This is a genomic window from Comamonas testosteroni, from assembly GCF_014076415.1.
Classification (GTDB): Bacteria; Pseudomonadota; Gammaproteobacteria; order Burkholderiales; family Burkholderiaceae_C; genus Comamonas; species Comamonas testosteroni_F.
Window position 1 is genome coordinate 2,115,125 of the sequence record NZ_CP043568.1, and the last position, 18,840, is coordinate 2,133,964.

Here is an 18,840-nt window from a genome sequence, read left to right on the forward strand (position 1 = left end):
CCGGCCCGCACCGGCCGGCTGCCGGATTTTGGAGATCCCTGTGAACCTGTCTTTCAACACATCCCCCAAGATGCTCCTATGCATCGCCGCCGTGATTCTGGCGGTCCTTCTGTTCTGCGCCTTCAAGGTGAACACCAACCCCAGCGGGATCGCGCTGACTGGCTTCATCTTCTCCTGTGTGGCCTTGGCCGTGCTGGCGCTGGCCGTCAAGCTGGACATGGTGGCCCTGGCGCTGCACAAGCAGCTGGAGCCCAAGACAGGCGGCACACTGGGCCCGAATGTGGTCGGGGTGCAGCGCGATCACCGCAACGACCTGGAGTATTCCCTTGTGCATGCGCTGGCGCCTCATTTGGTGAACACCAAGAGCGCGCCCGAACTGGGGGCATTTATCCGGGATGTGGCCAACTCAATTCAGGGCCGCGGCTGTCAGGTGCCTACAGAGGTTTGCACATGTGGCCCGAATGCCGGCTGCACCAATTGCCCTGCTGGTGGCGGTCAGAGTCTGCAGGCCGCCAAGGATGGACTGTCGCAATCAGCCACAAGAACAGCAGAGGCCTTGGCTAAAAGTCTGAATCTGCCCTCATAAGCTTGCAGCTTCCTCAGTAGCCTTCTACCAAAGGCATTTCCGCCCCATCGACCGCAATCATCACGCCCGTGGTGTTGGGGGCGATTTCAATTGGGACTCCCCACAGCTCATTAGGCTTGCCGAAGGAGTTGACGATGTTGAACTGACGCAGCGACGCGCGAGCGGATATCTTTAACTACATCGAAATGTTCTACAACTCGCAGCGCCGTCATTCGTCTGCAGCGGGGCTATCGCCCATCGGTTTGAACAGCGCTATTCCCAACGGCTCAAGAGTGTCTAGCCAAGCCGGGGCGATTCACATCTAAAGCTTTGCCCATAACCTGGTTGCAAAGGCTTTTGAAAATTACCAAGCAGAGGCTGCACAATTGAAAGCATTCAGGTAAAAATCGTCTGCAACCTTACGAATAAATTACCTTATCAATAATATTCGTAAGAGAAATTTCATTTGACTCAAACTTAAAATTCAAAAAAAGAGAGTTCAGATGATACCTGTCAGCATCGCATATCTGACAGCTTGTGCTCTGGTTTTGACCTGCATTTTTCCATAAATGTTTTTTACATGTGTTGCCACAGTCAATGGGCTGATTTCCAAGTAGGACGCAATCTCTTGAGTGCTTTTTCCTTGAGCTATCAAATTCAATATATCTATTTCTCTTTCAGTCAGCGACTCGAATTTTCTGTGAGTGAAGATGTTTTCCCCATGCATAGCTGCATTGAATATTTTTGGAATGATTTTCTTCGCCACTCGGGGAGATATCGCAGCCCCACCATTGGCTACTTCCAGCACAGCCTGCAAATAGCTTCCAAACCATGAGTGCTTAACCAGATATCCAACAGCGCCTCGCTTAAGAGCATCCATAGCCGCATCGTCGTTTTCACTTGCGGAAATTGCAATGCATTGCACTTCAGGCCTTTTTAGTTGGATTGACTCCAGCAGCTCAACTCCTTGGCCTTCACCAATAGCTAGGTCGATGAGAAGCACATCGAACTCTTGTGAAAAGACGTTCTTGCGAGCTTCTTTGTAGCTGGAAGCCTGCCCTACCAGAAGAGTGCGCGGGTCACGCATGAGCTCCTGCGCGATCACGTTCCTGATGTGTCTGTCTTCATCGGCCAGAAAGACTCGCACAGGTTGGTTCTGCTGACCTTTCATGTCAGATGGCCACATACCACCGAAGGCAATAGATGCGCCTTCCGTTCTGCCGACGTCAGATCGCGAGCTCATAGATGCGTCGGATAGATACATGTTGCACCCCTGCAGGTAGATGGATTGGTTGGCAGTCCCGGGAAAATAAAATCTGCCTTATTGAAAATCTACAAAAAACAAATAAAGAATATTTTGGTTTTATCTTTTACAAATTAAAACTCCAATATTTGGTATTAGCTTATGCAAATGAACAGAAATAGATGAAAACCCTTTGTTCTTGAAATAATCGATATAAAAAACAAAAAGAAATATAGATTACTTATTTTGACGCTGTAAGAATTTTTCCCTAGATGCTATATATTAAATAGCGTGACATGTACAAAATTCAAGGATGCGATAAGTTTTGTAGTAGATATTTTTCTTGAAGAAAATATTTACAAATAGGGTATTACTGTTTCTCATTCATTTTCTGAAACTGCCTCTACCGAAAGCCTGTTTTGGAAAGTAAATAAGCACTCCAAGACTTGATGACGGTTAACAGGAGCCTCTTGCAGATCTGCAATTGGTCTTTTGCTCACACACACTCTCTTTCACTTGTCTGAGAACTCGCTATTCAAAGGAACGATTATGAAAAAGTCTCTGATTGCCATGGCGGTTATTGCATTGGCTGGTGTTGCATCTGCTGCCGTTAGTGGCTCTAGCATCGCTGCAACAAACACGACGTCGAGCGCATCTTCAGCTACGGTGTCGGGTGCAGCCAGCTCGGGCAACGGTGCTGCGCTGAGCATGAATAGTGCAACCTCTGGTGCAACCTCCAACGCCAATGCTGCTGGTGGCGGCATTGCTGTAGGCCCTTACGGTGCTGGTGCTGCTGCGGTCAATGGTGGCGCAACTACCTACGGTAACGTGAAGAGCCTTTCTGCAACTTCGGGCAACGCTGTTGCAGGTGGCGGTGCTGCGACCAACGCCAACGCAGGTTCTGCGGCCCTGGCTGGCTATAGTGCAGGCCCAGTCAGCGGCGGCGCAGCTGGTGCGGCCACTTCGCACACAGCCAACCAAGTTGCCACTGGCGCTGGCCCTGGTGGCGGACTGTCCTATGTGAACAGCAATGCAGGCACCACTTCCGGTTATGGCGCAACTTCGGCAGCTATCTCTGGACCTGGCGGCGCATGGACCAACACCGGATCGGGCGCAACTTCGGTGGGTACCGTCCATCAGAATGCCGGCTCCTGGGGTAACGCTGGCTACTTCTCCAACGGTGGCGGCACCTCCGGTACTGCTGGTGCAGGCTCTACTGCCAATGCCAACTAAGGCAGCTGTCCCAAGATAGTTGTGTTTGTCCCGGGCCTGGCTGCCTGGCCGGGCTCGGGCAACGTAGGAGCCAAGCATGAAATTCTCAATAGCTCTGTTAAGTCTTTGCGTTCCTTTGTGCAGTTATGCGCAAAGTGCCGACAGCAGCGCGCAAAGCTCCTCTAGCTCCTCTTCTGTGGGGGCGCAACAGAATCAGTCGGTCACCATTGTCAATCCGGTTGCTGCTCCGGCCGAAAGCCGCTCTGTAGCCACGATGGACAGCAGATCCACTTCAACGTCCGATCAAAAAATAACAACTAGCGGAACGACCACTCAGAACCTGAACAACACGGTATCCGGGACGTCCAAGAACATTGTGGAGTACACGGGTACCTACACCATGAAGAACGTTCCCAGCGTGAACGGCCCCAACCTCACGACCAGCAACGACACCTGCATGGGTAGCAGCAGCGGCAGTGCCAACGGCCCTGGCTTTGGCGTGAGCTTCGGCACAACCTGGACGGACGAGCATTGCAAACGCCTGAAAATGAGCCGTGAGCTCTGGAACAAGGGCATGAAGGCAGCCTCGCTGGCTATGGACTGCATGGATCCTGCCGCTCGCGTGGCACTGGAGATCACGGGTTCGAAATGCCCGCAATCCATGACCGCAGATGAGCGTCGGAAAAACTACGGGCCGGATGCTTCGGCACAGGGCAGCCCAACTCCTGCTGCTCCCTCAGAGGCTCAGTCGAGTTATGCACCGGAAATCACTCGCCCCACGGCTATCACCTCTGTGATGGATGACCCACGTACAGCACAGCTGTACGACAATTAGTGGGCGTGATTCCTATTCGAGGAGGCCGCTATGGGCAAGACTCTAGTTCTTTTAGCGATTGCACTATGTTGCGCTTCGTCTTTGGCTGCACCCGATTCCAGGGCCACCAATGAGCCGTTGAGCATTCAACGCCAGATCTTGGGAAGTGGCGAGCAAGGTGCGACAGGGATGCAGCAAGCCGAGCCAGTGGGTGACTATGGAGTATGGCATGTGCCGCAGTACCTGCCTGGTTACCCTACGGCAGCAACGATCTGGCCCCGCGCCATACCTGTGAAATGCAAGGACAGGCAATGCGAAGGCTATGCGATTACCCCGCAGATGGGGCCAGGTGAGTACCTGTTTTTCGTGCCTACAAGCGAATAGACTGGTCAAAGGCATAACAGGACGGCAGCACCCCATTGGTGCCGACGGCAACTCACCTAACAAGGGCGGCTTCGTGCCGCCCTTGTTGATTGCAGACTCACATCCCATGATGAGTCGTATGCACAAGCCAGTCCCCAGGCTGCTGGCTGACCAGCATGACAAGCGGAGCGTGATCTCAATCGAGATGCACGACATTGATCAGTGGCCGGCGGGGACCCAGAAAGAAGCATCTGAGCTGTTACGGTTTGCGCCGGTAAGCGTATTCGACGCGGCCCCAGCATAGGCCGGGTTCCTACCTGCCAGATGCTCTCGCTAGGTGCGTGCAAATGGCCCTGAATAAATGCCCCCGTGCAGCGCGCCGCTGGCGCAGCCTTTCCACAACTTGCTCACACTCGCGAATCGCCATAAAACTGTTCTCCGAATGCTCCCGAAAAGCTGCAGCAAGCGCTCGGCAGCGGTTGAGCTGGAATTAGGCGTTCTGGCGGCTTGTGGCGGCCTACTGTTGTTTACTGCACTAATAGGCGCTCGGAGTTGGTGTGGAAGGTTGGTCTTGTATGTAAGTTGTTGATTTTTATATTAAGTGTAAACCTTTACACGGAGTAGGTCGGCGGTTCGAGACCGTCAGGACCCACCACTAAAAAACTAAAGAAATCAAGGGCTTAGAGCGATCTAAGCCCTTTTTCTTTGCCCTCTCTACCAGCTCGAATAGCCGCCACAAGCCGGCTCTACCAACCGGAAATGACCAGCCTGAGCCCAGCTTGGTGCCGGCAGGAGAGCTCATGGCAACTTGAGAAAAGCTCGCGGTGGCGGGCCGAGGTTACATCGTTTCGGGCTTCTTACGCTCTCGCTCTCATGCCTGCTTTTAGAGTGTCTCCTGAGCTTTCTAGATCGGTGTCTCGCTCATCGGACAGGCATAGATAAGGTGAAATCAGAGCAAATGCCGATGAGTGTCTCAGGGTGTGAGTTTTGCAAAATTGGCTCCATTTCGCGTAACTGGTCGGGCTAGCATGCTTACGTGTTCGATGACAGGAGGCCAATCATGAAATCTCTATCTGCTATCGCGTTGCTGGTGGCCGCTGGCGCGCTGAGCGCCTGCGATGACAAAGCACCAAGGCCTGAACTGGAAACGCGGCCCCCGGCAATGGAGGGAATACAGCGACCACAGCCAGATCCTGGAGCTGCAGTGCCGAGGCCTGAGCCATCTCCTGCGAATCCAAATCCACGGCCTTAAAGACTGGGACTTGGATGGGACTGCTAGGAAGTCTGCTCATTTGGTTGTTTGTGCGGGCTCGCTTCGTTGTTGTTCCCGGTCACGATCAGCCAGAGGGTTGACGCTGTTGCCGGCCGTTCGCTTCCGGACCGTTTTTGTGGAAGACTGGTCTGCAGCCGGGCGATCGATGATGTAGCTCGGCGGGAAGTCCTGGGCGCTATAGCGCTCACGCATGCATGAGCATGCGCAGCAATGTCTATGGTTACCTCGCGCTCGCCCTTGGGCTGGATACGTTCAGCAGGTCTAACAGCTACCCACCCGTGGCTTCGCGCGGCACATCTCCCGAATGCCCGCGCGATAGTGGCGGGTCTTCGGGGGCGGTGTTGGCATCGGGTGTGCCGATTGCGTCGGGGTCATGGTTGATCCCAGTGTCAATGGAGCGGCTGCTGGCATGCTCAATGCCTGTGCTGGCATCGCAGTCACAGGTCAGTCATCAGTTTGACAGGCAGCGCCCGCCCGAATTGAGATGTAAGCATGGGCTCCAGAAAACAAGCCCGCTTGGTGGCGGGCTGTTCAGCTTGAAAAGTTAGAGATTGCTGGTGCTGAAGATTCCAGTTCAGCGGTTTCGCTCATTGGCTTCATAGTGTTGGGTTGCTCCTACTTGTTGTGGGCTGGGCAGATGCGGTACCTTATAGATTGGGGCGACTGCGAGGGGGTAGCTGATTTGATTGCTGTGTTCCGAGAGGATCGGAATATCAACCAATTTGGCAGGACTCTTCACGCGACTCTCCCTGGCTAGGAGTTCGCCATGGAAACGATCGAACAGATGGCTGAAAGACACATCCGCGAGTCTGAAGCGGACTTGGTTCATATAGATGTGTTGATGAAGCGTGCACAGAAAATGAGTGCGAACGCTGCCGATCAAGTGGAAGCTGAGAGGCTTTTGGATCAGGCCATGAGGCAGCGCGCTAAGTTAGATATGCATCTTGCGGCCCTAAAGAGCAAGCAAGAGTCCGATTACGAGAAGCTGGCCGATGAGGGCAAGCGCTTTAAGGAGACGCTTGAAAAAATACGGTCGAATATTGAAGTGATGCTGGCTTCCTGGCTTTGACCGCCAAGCAGTTGCGAAGATGGGCGACGCTCCGAGCGTTCCTGTGTGGAGCCGCAGTCGGCAAAGAAAATCTGTTGCGGGGTAAATCCTCCCGCACCTGTAGATCGCCCTGCCAGTCGATGGCGATGCACTAAATGATCATGTTCTTGAGCATTGCTCCCCAGAACGCCAAAAGCCCGCTCAGTGGCAGGCTGGGAAAGCTCCCGCTACAGGGTTTTCATAAAGCGCTGCGGCAGGTCATCTTGCAACTATGGGTCGAGGCTGGGATGAGTGCTCTCGATAGAGATATCTGGATAGCTTATTCCCGATACATGCACTTGATCACGTCCAGCATTTTTTGCCTGATAAAGAAGCTGATCGGCTTCTCTCAAGGCATGGTCCAGCTGGGATGGATCGGTGATTGATGCAATCCCAAAGCTCATGGTCAATTTTGTGCCAGAGAGAAGAAGGTCTTTATTCGAGCGGAGGTCTCGTCGGATGCGTTGAGCAATTTCTTCTGCATCTTGCAGTGCGATGTCGGTCAACAGAATCACAAACTCTTCACCACCGAACCTGGCGACGAGGTCGTGCTCTCTTGCATGGTTTTGCAGAGTCGCGGAGACAAGCTGCAGCACCTTGTCGCCACATTCGTGGCCCCAGATATCGTTGATTCGTTTGAAGTGGTCTATATCACAGGCCAGCACCGCCATGGGATAGAGCCTCATGTCGGTTAAAAGCTTCTGGGCATATTCATGGAAGGATCTGCGATTCAATGTCTGGGTCAAAGTATCAAGGTCACGTTCTTTCTGTAGTTTGCCAACAGTTTCCTTTGCGGCAATGGCGGTCATGACCAAGGTAAAGAGTATCGCGAAGTTCAATATGCTCACCAGTGTCAAGAGCCAATACGGCGATATTGGAAATGACCGTGGATCCCGGTATCCCAGCAGCGAAATAATCATGGGTCGAGTAAGGGTGTAGGCTGTGAAAATGATGCTCAGCCAGAGCAGTGACTTGTCGAGCCAGTCAAATGAGTTTTTCCTTGAATAGACCTGGAGGACAGGTAGCAGCAAAACAAGACCTGAACCAACACTGAAGGAGTTCACTCGAGCCCAGACGTTGGGGCTGATCCGGCTGAAGTAATACAGCGCAGCTAACGTGATGCTGGCAATCAGTAGCGCTACAAGTGGCTGGGCCGATACACGCCATCTCTCTGCCCAACTTTTCGCAAGGCACCAAGCGCTCAGCAGGTAGAAACTGCCAATCAAGAGTGCGTAGCGAGTGAGCTCCTCCAGGGGCATCAAGGTTTGAGCTGCAAGAGGCAGTGCAGCGAGTGAATAGGCGCAAGATTGCCAAAGCAGAAAGCGCTGAGATCGTTGGGCGAGCCAGACAGCAACCAATATGACTGCCAGAACAAAGATCGCCAGAGGTGGCGTCAGAACCAAGAGGTCGTCATTCGCGAACATATGACCAGAGCCTCCTCGATCGAAGAGTGGTAGCGCCTGTTCCTTGAGCGCAAAGCGACAATCTGCTTTCACCGTACATGTGTTTCGCTATTGGTGCCGCAATTAATTACAGCGTGCGTCCTCCCTCATCTATGTCAGCCTGCTTCTTGTTTGGAGTGGTAAATCAGTCAAAATTTGTCAATGCCAAGATTTTTTCTGCGAATGAAAATCGTTCCAGGTTATTGATTCGCATTCGTCGCTGGCATGTAACTTCCGTGGGACTTCTGACTGTTATGCCGTAACCTTTTTAATCTTCCGGATCTGAATAGCCAGCCTGCCTTTATGGTCAGCTCCTTGTATTGCCGGGAGGCCTTTTGAAGGATGTACGGCTTGCTGTGTACTGCTGTGCGAAGCCATGAGGCTTCGTCGAAGGGCTTCGGTGGCTTGCCGCCTGCCTTCTGTGCCATCTGGGAAAGCCGTTCATGGGCCTGCCTTGCCCCATTCAGCTTCCCGGGTCGGATGCCGGTGACCCGCCAGCCTGTGTGAACAGGCGCAGGTTCCGCCTTGGATGCCAGGCGACGCTGGCGCTAGGTCTCCCCTCCTTGGGCGCGTATGTCACCACTGGCGAAGACCGTGGGCAGCAGATCCAGCTTAGGCTCATCCTTGAGATCGCGGAGCTCTTTCTTGCCATGCTTGCGGCGGTTGACCTTCTCGTTGACTTTGCGCTTGAGCACGCTGGCCGGCAGCACTTTGGTCTCGGTCATGAAGCGCACGGCCCATTGCGCAGCCAGCGGCAGGGCATCTTCCTGCACCTGCAGATTTTCTTGTCAGCTCTTGGCAATGCGGTAACTGATCATGCTCTTGAGCACCTGAGTTCCAGAAAAGCGAAACCCGTTGAGAAGCGGGTCGTGTTGTCGTTGAGGCGGGGGTAGGGGGAGCCGCGTGCCGTTGGAGGAGATCAGCAGGCCATGGGCGCGGCTTGGCAGCTCAAACACACGGAAGCGGCTATCAGGAATGCCCAGTGTGCGCTGCAACTCTTTGCAGTCATAGCTGTCCTAGGCGGGATGTGACGCTCTGCAGGCTCTCCAGGTGACAGGACTGGTCAGCCGAGCACCTTGCTTCACTGGGGATTCTGGTCATTGTTTCACTTTCAGGCATTGAACGGCTTTTTCATCCAGCGCTCGGTGTGCATGCCGGGGCACGTGAATTCATCGCTCAGCGTCTTGATGGGAAAGGTTGGCTCATCTGCTTGTGCGGGAGTGCTGGTCCGCCCATGCAGATGGCGGCGGTCAGGATCAATCCTGCAACGAGATTTTTCATGATTTCGCTCCGTAGCACCTGTCTATAAAGCGCAAGCAGCTATCTCGATTGAGTCGATCGCACTTACATCGGCCAGGCATCTGGTGTCTTGGCATTCACCACGGGAACGCCAATCAGGCAGAAGAAGTCAAAGAGGGTCAGCATCCACTGAAGCGCGATCAGCAGCTTTGTTCCAGGGACGGTGCTATCAGAAGCGCGAGGGCCAGGGTGCGGGTATGTGGCCATTTCACAGGTCCCCTTGGCAATCAGGCTCTGGAGCAGGGTGAGTGACTTTGCCAGTTGCTTGGCCTCATGGTGTGCGTCATGCAGGGCGTAGTGCTTTACGTCCACAAACTCGCCCACATCTTTTGCTGTGGGGTGAAGGTCGAGGATGGTTCGCATGTCGCGGTCAAAGAAGCATTCCCAGGGTAGTAGAGACTGCGAAGGATCATGTTGTCGAAGCCTGCTCTTCACATCGGGTGCTCGGGGGGGCGTCCTTGAGATGCCGACGACGAGGCCAAGGAGGACGCCGGATGGGATTGGATTAGGGCGTTCTGCGAGTAGCTTCCGTGGCCTGAACCAGGCGTCAAACAGTGAATGCCTCAGCAGTCGCGTGCGTGTGCGCCATCCTTGAATGTGGGTGCTCAGGAAAGTTGGAGACTTCTGCAAGTTGCTGATATTTCTGGAGATATGGACCTTTGCGCAGAGTGGCTAGGCGGTTCGAGACATTCAGCATCCGCCGCTACAGCGCAAAGAAGGCTTAGAGAGCTCCAAGCCTTCTTTGCGTTTTGGCGTTTATTGCTACTGGAGGTGACGGTTGTTCGGTGTATTTCTATGCAAGATGCCCTGGCTGGACAGCGGCAATGGAAAAGCTGGCAGTTAGAATGGATAGGATTAGCCTAACCCTGTTGGTGGAGGTTGGATGGCAGTTCTGTAGAGCATCAGTGCCCTGTAGAGGCCCGGTCGGTGGCGCAAGCGGGTCGCACGGCTTTCACCATTGTTAATGAGGCGAACGCAAGTTCGCCTTTATTTTTGCTGCCGCAGAAAGATTGACCATGTTCGAATCCATCCGCAAGCATTCCAAGTTCGTGATGATCTTGTTGTTCTTGCTGATCATTCCCTCTTTCATTTTTGTCGGAGTCAACCAGAACTACTTCACCGAGTCCAGCCAGACTGTGGCCCGCGTGGATGGGCATGACATCACCCAGCAGGACTGGGACAACGCTCACAGGGCTGAAAGCGACCGCCTGCGTGCGCAGAATCCGACCATGGATGCCAAGCTGCTCGACTCGCCAGAGGCGCGCTATGCCACGCTGGAGAAGCTGGTGCGTGATCGCGTGCTGGCAGCTGCTGCAGCCAAGATGCACCTGACAACGCCCGATGCACAGTTGGTGCGTACCTTGCGTGAAATCCCCGCGATTGCCTCCTTGCAAAAGCCCGATGGCTCGCTGGATGCAGAAGCCTACAAGGCTCTGGTCGGCTCGCAGGGCATGACTCCCGAAGGGTTTGAAGCCAATCTGCGTCGTGAAATGGCTCTCAATCAGGTACTGGGTTCCGTGTCTTCGACCAGCTTCACGACTGCCGCGCAGTTGCAGCAGGCCATGGACGCCCTGTATCAGCGCCGAGAAATTCAAGTTGCCCGGTTTGATGCCAGTGCCTTTGCAGGCAAGGTCCAACCCACGGAGGCCGAGCTCAAGGCTTTCTATGAAGCTCACACCAATCAGTTCAAACAGCCCGAGGCAGCAACGGTGGAATATGTCCAATTGGACCTGGCCGCTGTACAGCAAGGCATTGTTCTGAGCGAAGACGACCTGCGCACCTATTACAAGGAAAACGCCGCCCGTCTTGCCGGTCCCGAAGAGCGTCGTGCCAGTCACATCCTGATCAATGCGGCCAAGGATCTTCCGGCTGCAGAGCGTGAAAAAGCCAAGGCCAAGGCTGAGCAATTGCTGGCCCAGGTGCGCAAAGATCCCAGGAGCTTCGCCCAGGTAGCCAAGGCCAACTCGCAGGATCCCGGCTCTGCTGCCAATGGTGGTGATCTGGGTTACTTTGGCCGCGATGCTATGGTCAAGCCATTTGAAGAAGCCGTTTTCAAGATGAAGCAGGGCGACATCAGCGATGTGGTCGAGTCTGACTTTGGCTTTCACATCATCGAGCTGACCGGCATCAAGCAGCCCAAGGTGCCCTCGTTCGAGGAAATGCGCCCCAAGCTGGAAGCAGACCTCAAGCAGCAACAGGCCCAGCGCAAGTTTGCAGAGGCGGCCGAAGCCTTCTCCAACGCCGTTTACGAGCAGTCCGAAAGCCTCAAGCCTGTGGCCGAGAAGTTCAAGCTGAGCGTTCACAAGGCCGAGAACGTGACACGTGAGCCAGCCCCTGGTGCGCAAGGTCCTCTGGCCAACAAGCGTTTCCTTGAGGCACTGTTCTCCGCAGATTCTCTGGAGAACAAGCGCAATACTGATGCTGTGGAGCTGGCTCCCAGCAACCTGGTGGCTGGTCGTGTGCTGAGCTATGCTCCTGCGCATACTCAGTCCATGGATGAAGTGGGTGAGAAGCTCAAGCAGCTATATGTGACGCATCAGTCCGCAGAACTGGCCAAGCAGGAGGGCAAGGCCAAGATGGCCGAATGGAAGGCCAAGCCTGAAGCGGCTCAGCTGCCTGCGGCGGTCGAGGTAGGGCGCGATCAAGCCAGGGATCTGCCGCGTGAAGTGCTGGATGCGGCATTGCGCGCCCCCACGAATGCCCTGCCTGCATGGGAGGGTGTCGACCTTGGCAATGCAGGTTACGCGGTGATCAAGGTCAACCGCATTGCCCCGCGTCCTGCGCAAGATGCTCAGGTCCTGGAGCAGCAAAAAGCGCAGTTCACTCAGTGGTCTTCCATGGCTGAAGTCATGGCCTACTATGAGCAGTTGAAGAAGACTTTCAAGGTCCAGATCAAGGTTCCGCGTCCTCAGTAAGGCATTTAAATCAGGCGCGAGTTTATTTGCGGTCTGATTTATGCATTACAATAGATGCTTCTACGGTGGCTGTAGCTCAGTTGGTAGAGTCCAGGATTGTGATTCCTGTTGTCGTGGGTTCGAGTCCCATCAGCCACCCCAGAATTTTGAAAACGCTCTGCAGCGCAGAGCGTTTTTATTTGATGAGAGGTGTTTGCCTTGAATCGTTGCTAGTTCAGTGTTTATTGCTCTCAATTTTGATTTGATAGCTCAAATTCTGAAGTACAATAGAGACTTCTACGGTGGCTGTAGCTCAGTTGGTAGAGTCCAGGATTGTGATTCCTGTTGTCGTGGGTTCGAGTCCCATCAGCCACCCCAGTTTATAAAATGCCTCACAGGTTTTCTTGTGAGGCATTTTTGTTTTTGAAGCCCTACTTCCTTGCCAAACAGGCCCCTAGGCGCTGAAAGCCTCATGAAGGCGGTTGGGCTTGTCCATTGCGCTACCTGCGTGTTATTGGCGCTGCACACCTTCAATTGCAGCCAGGGCAGAGTTGCGGCCGTCCCGCCAGCAGACGATGTGCAGCATCACTGCGGCAGGCGCAAGCGGTATCACTGGCTCGGCAGTTGCGGGGGACAAGCGCGGCGCCGTGCCGGCCATCCTTTCCTGTCGGCAGCATGGTGTCGGCCCTGGCGGCAAGGTGCTTCTGACGCTCAAGCTTCATTCCTGGGTTCGTATCGCAGCCATCCTGGTCCTGGATGTTGGGGGGGGCTGTTGTGCTTCGCCAAAGTCGGGTTCATATGAAGCTGCAGAAACAAAAAATCAGTTCAAGGCCGACGGGGTGTGGGCAGGAGCTTCACTTGCTTACACATCGAATACCTGTAAGCGATTGAATAACCTAGACTTATTGCTATGAAAAAGTTACTTGGAGTCTCGGCATTCGCGTTGTTCTTGTCTGGCTGCTACGCACATCACGGACATGGTGATGGGCACCGTCACCATGATGGGTTCTACGGGCATTCGCACGGTCACAAGCATCATGGTCATCGGTCAGGTGGTCATGGCGGGGGGCATAAGCACCACGGCGGACGTGGGCACGGTCGACGCTAGGCCTGAAACACAAAAAAGCCACCTTTGAGGTGGCTTGGTTTATCTGGAGACTGTTTAGAAAGCGTCAGCGCTGTACTCGCCTTCGGGAGGGTTCTGGGACAGCATCCGCAGAACTTCTTCGGGAGAGCGCGGGTCAGGCATTGGCGTCATGATCTCTTGAATCGTCGCTTTGAGTTCAGGATAGGCGGCGTACAGGTAGGTCATGGCTACTCCTTGAAGGGTGGATTGAAGCTGATGTGTCCCTTTTTAACGTTTGACTGTGTCAGTTCGTTGACAGGAATGCAAGCCGTGAGGTGTGCCTGCAGATTTTCAAGCGGGCATTGCTCGGTCCTGCCGTTCGGTCGTTAGGCTGTCTGCCCGGGCAGGAAAAGGCTGCGCGTGCAGGGACTCGGATCGCATCGCCAGGGGGGGCTGAGGTCTGTATACGTCCAATCCGGGTCAGCGGCTCAGTGTATCGCTGCTGCGGAGGGCAGGCCGCAAACGTGATGGCGCAGTCGAGAAGCTCTGGCCTGTGCTCCGGATGAGAGCCGTGCTTGTGATTGCACAACGGTGTTTGGCTGTGCTGCTGCGGTTGCCGACTTGATTGGCTTGATCGTGGAAAAAAGGCTTGGCTAATAGGAGAGGGCCGCTGGCTAGCTAAAACGCTGCAAGCCCTCGCTTGTCAGCGCCCCACGATGAAGAGGCGGTACAGCGATTCGCCGCACCATGGGATGAATGATAATTGCAATTGAGAATCGTTTGCAAATAACCTTGCGATTCTCAAGACTATAGAAAGAAAGGGTCACTGCCTGGAGGCATGAAACTCAATTGCTCCACGAGTTACCGGATAGATACGGGCGAAGCCATGGGGCGCAAAGCAGGTTGAAGGTGCCGCTTGGAAGAAGGCTGGTGGTCTGAATGAAGCGCTCCAAGAGGCGGCTGAAAATAAGCAACACGAGTTCTAGGGTCTGTTGAGATTTGATTTTTACCTTCCGGGGTGGCGTCACAATCGCGCTGTGATGCGATACGTTTTGACAGATGAACAATGGGCTCGTATGAGCCCATTGTGTCTAGGGAAGATTGGGGATCGAGGACGCAGTGGCTCCAACAATCGACTGTTCTTGGAAGCAGTGCTTTGGGTTGCGCGTACAGGTAGCCCTTGGCGAGATCTGCCGCCTGAATTTGGCAAGTGGAACACCGTCTTCAAACGGTTTCGCGACTGGGTCAAAGCTGATGTCTTTCAAAAGCTGTTTGACGCGGTCAGCGATCAACCGGACATGGAATACGTGATGGTGGATGCAACGATTGTGCGAGTGCACAGGCATGGACAGGGTGCAAAAGGGGGTCTGCGAGCCAGGCCATAGGTCGCAGTCGAGGTGGTTTGACCACCAAGATATTGGCGCTGACGGATGCCCTTGGAAACTTGATCCGATTTGTGTTGCTGCCAGGCCAACGGCATGATCTTCAAGGTGTAGAACAGCTGCTCGAAGGCATAGACCTGCGGACATTGCTGGCCGACAAAGCGTTTGACGCAGACTGGCTGAAGCAACACTTGCTGGCACAGGGTTGCCAAGTGGTGATTGCACAAAAGGCCAATCGTCGAGCGCCCTTGCAGATTGATATAGAGGTCTACAAGTGGCGGCACTTGATCGAGAACTTCTTTTGCAAGCTCAAGGAGTTCAAGCGCATTGCAATGCGCAGCGACAAGACAGACAGCAGCTTCGCTGCTGTCATCACGCTGGCATCGGCTGTGATCAATTCACGTTAAATCTCAACACGTCCTAGTGGGCAGAGTCCGCTAGGCCAGCCAGCTGGCTTTTGTGTTGTTTCCTGGCGGGGATCATTACTGAATATCTATTCATGCTGTAAATTTATACATATATGCTACAATGCAGCCGTCGGGGAAATCATGCTGGCGCCTAGGAATGGTGGTTGGCCCCCGACGCGGAATATCGCGAGGTGGAGCAGTCTGGTAGCTCGTCGGGCTCATAACCCGAAGGTCGTTGGTTCAAATCCGGCCCTCGCAACCAATAAAGCCCTGGCCGGAAACGGTCAGGGCTTTTTGCCATCTTTCTGTCATATTTCGAGAGCAAGATACGCATCGCTAGGTTCAGGTTGTAGCACTGAAAGATGGCTTGACCCCTGGCGCCAGTTCCCAAGCCCTGGCTGTAGCAGTCAGGGCTTTTTCTTTTGCCTTCTGTCAGCCGAGAGTTGGTTGTTGCGGTCAGGGCTTTGCCTCATCGACTTTTCTTGTTCCCTTGAGCCAGCCAAGGCTGCGCCCGAGTGGCATGCAGCACGGGTGACGAGGGCTGCTTCATCGCTGGTGGAGAACTCTTGCATGTGTCACCTTGGGCCGAAGGTGTGGAAGCTGGAGTTGCGGGGGGACGTCGGATCGTTTGCATATGCTTTGTATTTCAGCTGACAAGCGCTCGGGGATTGATCCGCTGCTGGGTACGCGCTTGCAGGTTCAAGTCGACTACAGGCAGGGATGAACTCCGCGCACGGCTAACTCATCTGCGCAGGATGCCGTCAACAGATACTCTGAAGTTCTCCATCACTTCATCAACTGATTGGCCTATTTGGGCATGGACGATGGCGCCAACTATCACCAGCGAAAGCGTCCGTCCAGCAGACAGAGCTAAGCAGGCTGTCCAACACAGATGACATTTCTATCTTGTGCTGACTTACGGCTTCCTAGATTTTGGAGTCTGATGATCCCAGCTCAGCAGCGGCATTGAGCAAATTGCAACCCCGAGTCTGGGCTGTTAAACCAAGTCCTCAGAGTCGCAGGGAGGGCATCCGCCAGTGGCAGCCCCCCGTCATTGAGCTGAACGAGCCGCCCAGGAGCCGGACTGCATGGATCCACTGCCCACCCGCTTTTGTGCGCGGTGCCAGGCTTGAGGCCCGGTTGTTCACATCGATCTTTTGAAATCCGTGTTGACTTGCCGCTCAGTTAATCTGCCGTGATTTTTCGTTCACGAATGATGCGACTCCATTTTTCGTTCTCTGTGGAAATGAATTTGGCCAACTCTTCCCGTGATGACGGAGTTGCAGTTTGGCCGTGTTTAAGCAGGCTTGCTCGCACGTCAGGTGCGTTCAACACCTTCACGAGCTCGACATTCCATCTGTCCAGTAGCGGCTTGGGTGTTTTCCCTGGCGCAACGAACGCATACCAGTTAGTGGCGTTAAAGCCGGGATAGGTCTCTGCGACGGTGGGCACATTGGGCAGGTAGGCTGGTCGTGTCAGTCCGGTGGTTGCCAGCGGAATAAGCTTGCCCGACTCGATATGCGGCAGCGCTGTGGGTGGTGCTGCATAGAAAGAGCTGACGCGTCCGCCTAGGACATCCTGTAAAGCGGGGGCTCCGCCCTTATAGGGAATGTGAACCGTGTCGATCTTTGCAATGTCGTTAAGCAGTTCGCCGGCCAAGTGGGCAGCTGATCCAGGGCCCGTAGAGGCAAAGTCCAGTTTGCCCGGTTCACGCTTGGCGGCAGCCACAAACTCGCCTAGGGTTTTGATGCCTTTGCTTGCAGGCACCACCAGAACGTTGGGAAAGGTCACGCCCATAGTGATGGGTGCGAGATCCTTGAGCGGGTCGTAGCTCACCTTCATGAAGTGAGGCGAGATGCTCAAGGGGCCGATGGAGCCGAACAGCAAGACAGAGCCATCGGTAGGTCCATGGGCAACCTGGGCATGCGCCAGATTGCCGCCGGCACCAGGCTTGTTATCCACGACCACGCTCTGGCCTATGTTTTCGCCGAGCTTCTTGGCAATGATGCGTGCCGCGATATCAGCCGAACCGCCTGCGGCAAAGCCGACAACCATGGTGACCGGTCTTTTGGGGGGGAAGTCCTGGGCATGGGCACCGGCGAGCGGCAGGCAGGCGGCCAATGCGGCAGCCAGTACGAGAGGGCGTCGTTGCATGTTGTCTCCTGATCGAGTCGTTATCAACTCTGTGCAAGCGGCGATGGTAAATTTTCAGGAATATTCTGTAAATTGCAATATATGATTGGACTGTTGCATGGGATGCATTAAATTTGATATTGCCGAGCTACAGGCGTTTGTTGCCACGGCAGAGAATTCAAGCTTTCGTGTAGCCGCGGAGCGTCTTTGTTTGTCTGCGCCGGCGTTGAGTCGCAGGGTGGAGCGCCTGGAGGAAGCACTTGGAGCCAAGCTGCTTGAGCGGACCACCAGGCATGTTCAGTTGACCGCCGTTGGCCAGGAATTTCTGATTGAGGCGCGCGCAGCTCTGGAGAGCCTCGAGACTGCAGCGCAGCGTATCAGCGATCAGGCCCTGACTCGCCGAGGATCGGTGACGGTAGCTTGCATTCCATCAGTGGCAAACCATCTTTTGCCGAACGCATTGCGCGCCTTCGCCGATGAGTACCCGGATGTGCAAGTTCACGTCATTGACGAGAATGCTAGCCATGTCCTGGATGCCGTGGTAAGGGGTCGAGCCGATTTCGGGCTCAGCTTCACGGGAAGTCAGGAACCCGGAATTCAGTTCGAGACTTTGGCACGCGAGCGATATGTGTTGGCGATGCTGCGCAGTCATGCTTGGGCATGCCGCTCAGAGGTGCCGTGGTCAGAGCTTGCCGGAGTGCGCCTCGTATCCGTATCGCACCAGAGTAGTAATCGACTGCTTTTGGACCAAGTCATGGCAGGCCTGCTCGAGCAGCCAATGGCTTGGTACGAGTGCAATCACGTAACTGGGGCTCTGGCTCTTGTCGAAGCAGGTTTGGGAATGGCAGCCATCCCGCAGCTTGCCCTGCCTGAGTGCAATCCTAAGGTCTGCGGTGTGCCACTCATCGAGCCTCAGTTGTGGCGGACTTTAGGCCTGATACAGAAGCGAGAGCGTGTGCTTAGTCCTGTCGCTGAATCTCTGAAGAATCGCTTGCTCGCCCTTCATGTGAACCACTGATCACGCACTGGACTGTTGCAAGCGACCCATTGCGTTTAGCGGAACCAACCTGCATTTGGACCATTTCAGCTAATCGAGCGTGATACATCAATTCAGGTACGCGATGTCCATCACGTAAGAACTCAGGTTTTTTGAGATTGTCAAAAACTCGGCGCTCTAAGGGCTTGTACTGCGATCTTTTTCATCGAAGCTCTTTCTCGCCTCTCTAAAGCGATCTGCGTTCTCGACGATCCAGGTCCAGAGTGGGACCATACGGAGGAGCAACTCCATGCCATTGTCAGACAACTCGTACTCGACTCTAGGGGGAACCTCTTTGAAGTCGTGACGGAGCACCAGTCCATCACGCTCCAACTGCCGCAAGGTCAGCGTCAACATGCGCTGAGTTACCCCATGCATGCGCCTGCCAATGTCAGCGTGGCGAAGCCTGCCATACACGCCCAGTGTGTGAAGGATGCCAAGCGACCAGCGGTTTCCGGCGTGCGCGAGCACCTCGCGTCGCACCCCATCGTCGTCGTCTCGCAGGCCGTCGCAAACGGTCTGCGCATATTGAAGAATTTCGTCTCGATTCACTGTGGTTTTGCTCCCGGTATCACGCGTGTGCCTTCTTACATTGCCTTTGATGCGTGGCTAGACTGGCTGAAC

Annotated in this window: 13 protein-coding genes, 3 tRNA genes and 3 pseudogenes; 12 read left to right on the plus strand and 7 right to left on the minus strand. The window is 54.5% G+C overall.

Annotated features, from left to right (window positions below):
* Positions 1-40: 40 nt before the first annotated feature.
* A complete protein-coding gene (locus tag F0P97_RS09670) occupies positions 41-586 on the plus strand; it encodes a hypothetical protein (RefSeq protein ID WP_182286536.1) in 546 nt (181 codons plus the stop codon).
* A gap of 146 nt (positions 587-732) precedes the next feature.
* Positions 733-866: pseudogene (locus F0P97_RS27485) on the plus strand (IS3 family transposase); the annotation flags it as partial.
* 198 nt (positions 867-1,064) lie between these two features.
* On the opposite strand, the gene F0P97_RS09680 reads toward F0P97_RS27485, so the two are convergent.
* Positions 1,065-1,829 carry a LuxR C-terminal-related transcriptional regulator gene (locus F0P97_RS09680; RefSeq protein WP_371878528.1) on the minus strand — a complete coding sequence of 255 codons (765 nt, stop codon included), beginning with the start codon at positions 1,827-1,829 and terminating at the stop codon, positions 1,065-1,067.
* Between the two features lie 528 nt (positions 1,830-2,357).
* Here F0P97_RS09680 and F0P97_RS09685 point away from each other — a divergent pair.
* The 3 genes from F0P97_RS09685 to F0P97_RS09695 all read left to right on the plus strand — a co-directional run bounded on the left by F0P97_RS09685 (position 2,358) and on the right by F0P97_RS09695 (position 6,539).
* Entirely contained in the window at positions 2,358-3,041 is a 684-nt protein-coding gene (locus F0P97_RS09685) for a hypothetical protein (protein ID WP_182286537.1), read from the plus strand.
* 76 nt (positions 3,042-3,117) lie between these two features.
* Entirely contained in the window at positions 3,118-3,855 is a 738-nt protein-coding gene (locus F0P97_RS09690; RefSeq protein ID WP_182286538.1) for a hypothetical protein, read from the plus strand.
* Between the two features lie 2,381 nt (positions 3,856-6,236).
* Positions 6,237-6,539, plus strand: coding sequence for a hypothetical protein (locus F0P97_RS09695; protein WP_182286539.1), 303 nt, complete (start codon positions 6,237-6,239; stop codon positions 6,537-6,539).
* A gap of 248 nt (positions 6,540-6,787) precedes the next feature.
* Here the strand turns inward: F0P97_RS09695 and F0P97_RS09700 are convergent, their stop codons facing one another.
* The 3 genes and pseudogenes from F0P97_RS09700 to F0P97_RS09715 form a co-directional block, all read right to left on the minus strand.
* Positions 6,788-7,981, minus strand: coding sequence for a sensor domain-containing diguanylate cyclase (locus tag F0P97_RS09700; protein ID WP_182286540.1), 1,194 nt, complete (start codon positions 7,979-7,981; stop codon positions 6,788-6,790).
* A 605-nt stretch (positions 7,982-8,586) separates the two neighbouring features.
* Positions 8,587-8,778, minus strand: a pseudogene (rdgC, locus tag F0P97_RS27490) (recombination-associated protein RdgC); the annotation flags it as partial.
* Between the two features lie 565 nt (positions 8,779-9,343).
* Complete coding sequence (locus F0P97_RS09715; RefSeq protein WP_182287337.1) at positions 9,344-9,661, minus strand: hypothetical protein; 318 nt, start codon at positions 9,659-9,661, stop codon at positions 9,344-9,346.
* Positions 9,662-10,314: 653 nt separating this feature from the next.
* On the opposite strand from F0P97_RS09715, the gene F0P97_RS09720 reads away from it, so the two are divergent.
* The 4 genes from F0P97_RS09720 to F0P97_RS09735 all read left to right on the plus strand — a co-directional run bounded on the left by F0P97_RS09720 (position 10,315) and on the right by F0P97_RS09735 (position 13,328).
* Entirely contained in the window at positions 10,315-12,213 is a 1,899-nt protein-coding gene (locus F0P97_RS09720; RefSeq protein WP_182286541.1) for a SurA N-terminal domain-containing protein, read from the plus strand.
* Between the two features lie 65 nt (positions 12,214-12,278).
* Positions 12,279-12,354: transfer RNA gene (locus F0P97_RS09725), tRNA-His, on the plus strand.
* Positions 12,355-12,494: 140 nt separating this feature from the next.
* A tRNA-His gene (locus F0P97_RS09730) sits at positions 12,495-12,570 on the plus strand.
* Between the two features lie 605 nt (positions 12,571-13,175).
* Positions 13,176-13,328, plus strand: coding sequence for a hypothetical protein (locus F0P97_RS09735; protein ID WP_182286542.1), 153 nt, complete (start codon positions 13,176-13,178; stop codon positions 13,326-13,328).
* A gap of 26 nt (positions 13,329-13,354) precedes the next feature.
* On the opposite strand, the gene F0P97_RS09740 is transcribed toward F0P97_RS09735, so the two are convergent.
* Positions 13,355-13,504 carry a hypothetical protein gene (locus tag F0P97_RS09740; protein WP_182286543.1) on the minus strand — a complete coding sequence of 50 codons (150 nt, stop codon included), beginning with the start codon at positions 13,502-13,504 and terminating at the stop codon, positions 13,355-13,357.
* Positions 13,505-14,334: 830 nt separating this feature from the next.
* On the opposite strand from F0P97_RS09740, the pseudogene F0P97_RS09745 reads away from it, so the two are divergent.
* A pseudogene (locus F0P97_RS09745) lies at positions 14,335-15,047 on the plus strand (IS5 family transposase).
* Between the two features lie 185 nt (positions 15,048-15,232).
* A tRNA-Met gene (locus F0P97_RS09750) sits at positions 15,233-15,309 on the plus strand.
* 923 nt (positions 15,310-16,232) lie between these two features.
* On the opposite strand, the gene F0P97_RS09755 is transcribed toward F0P97_RS09750, so the two are convergent.
* Positions 16,233-17,201 (minus strand): Bug family tripartite tricarboxylate transporter substrate binding protein, encoded by a 969-nt coding sequence (locus tag F0P97_RS09755; protein WP_182286544.1) that lies wholly within the window; start codon positions 17,199-17,201, stop codon positions 16,233-16,235.
* A 97-nt stretch (positions 17,202-17,298) separates the two neighbouring features.
* Between F0P97_RS09755 and F0P97_RS09760 the strand changes: the two genes are divergently transcribed.
* On the plus strand, positions 17,299-18,198 hold the full coding sequence (locus tag F0P97_RS09760; RefSeq protein WP_182286545.1) for a LysR family transcriptional regulator: 900 nt from the start codon (positions 17,299-17,301) through the stop codon (positions 18,196-18,198).
* Positions 18,199-18,354: 156 nt separating this feature from the next.
* On the opposite strand, the gene F0P97_RS09765 is transcribed toward F0P97_RS09760, so the two are convergent.
* Positions 18,355-18,768 carry a winged helix-turn-helix transcriptional regulator gene (locus F0P97_RS09765; RefSeq protein ID WP_182286546.1) on the minus strand — a complete coding sequence of 138 codons (414 nt, stop codon included), beginning with the start codon at positions 18,766-18,768 and terminating at the stop codon, positions 18,355-18,357.
* Positions 18,769-18,840: the final 72 nt, after the last annotated feature.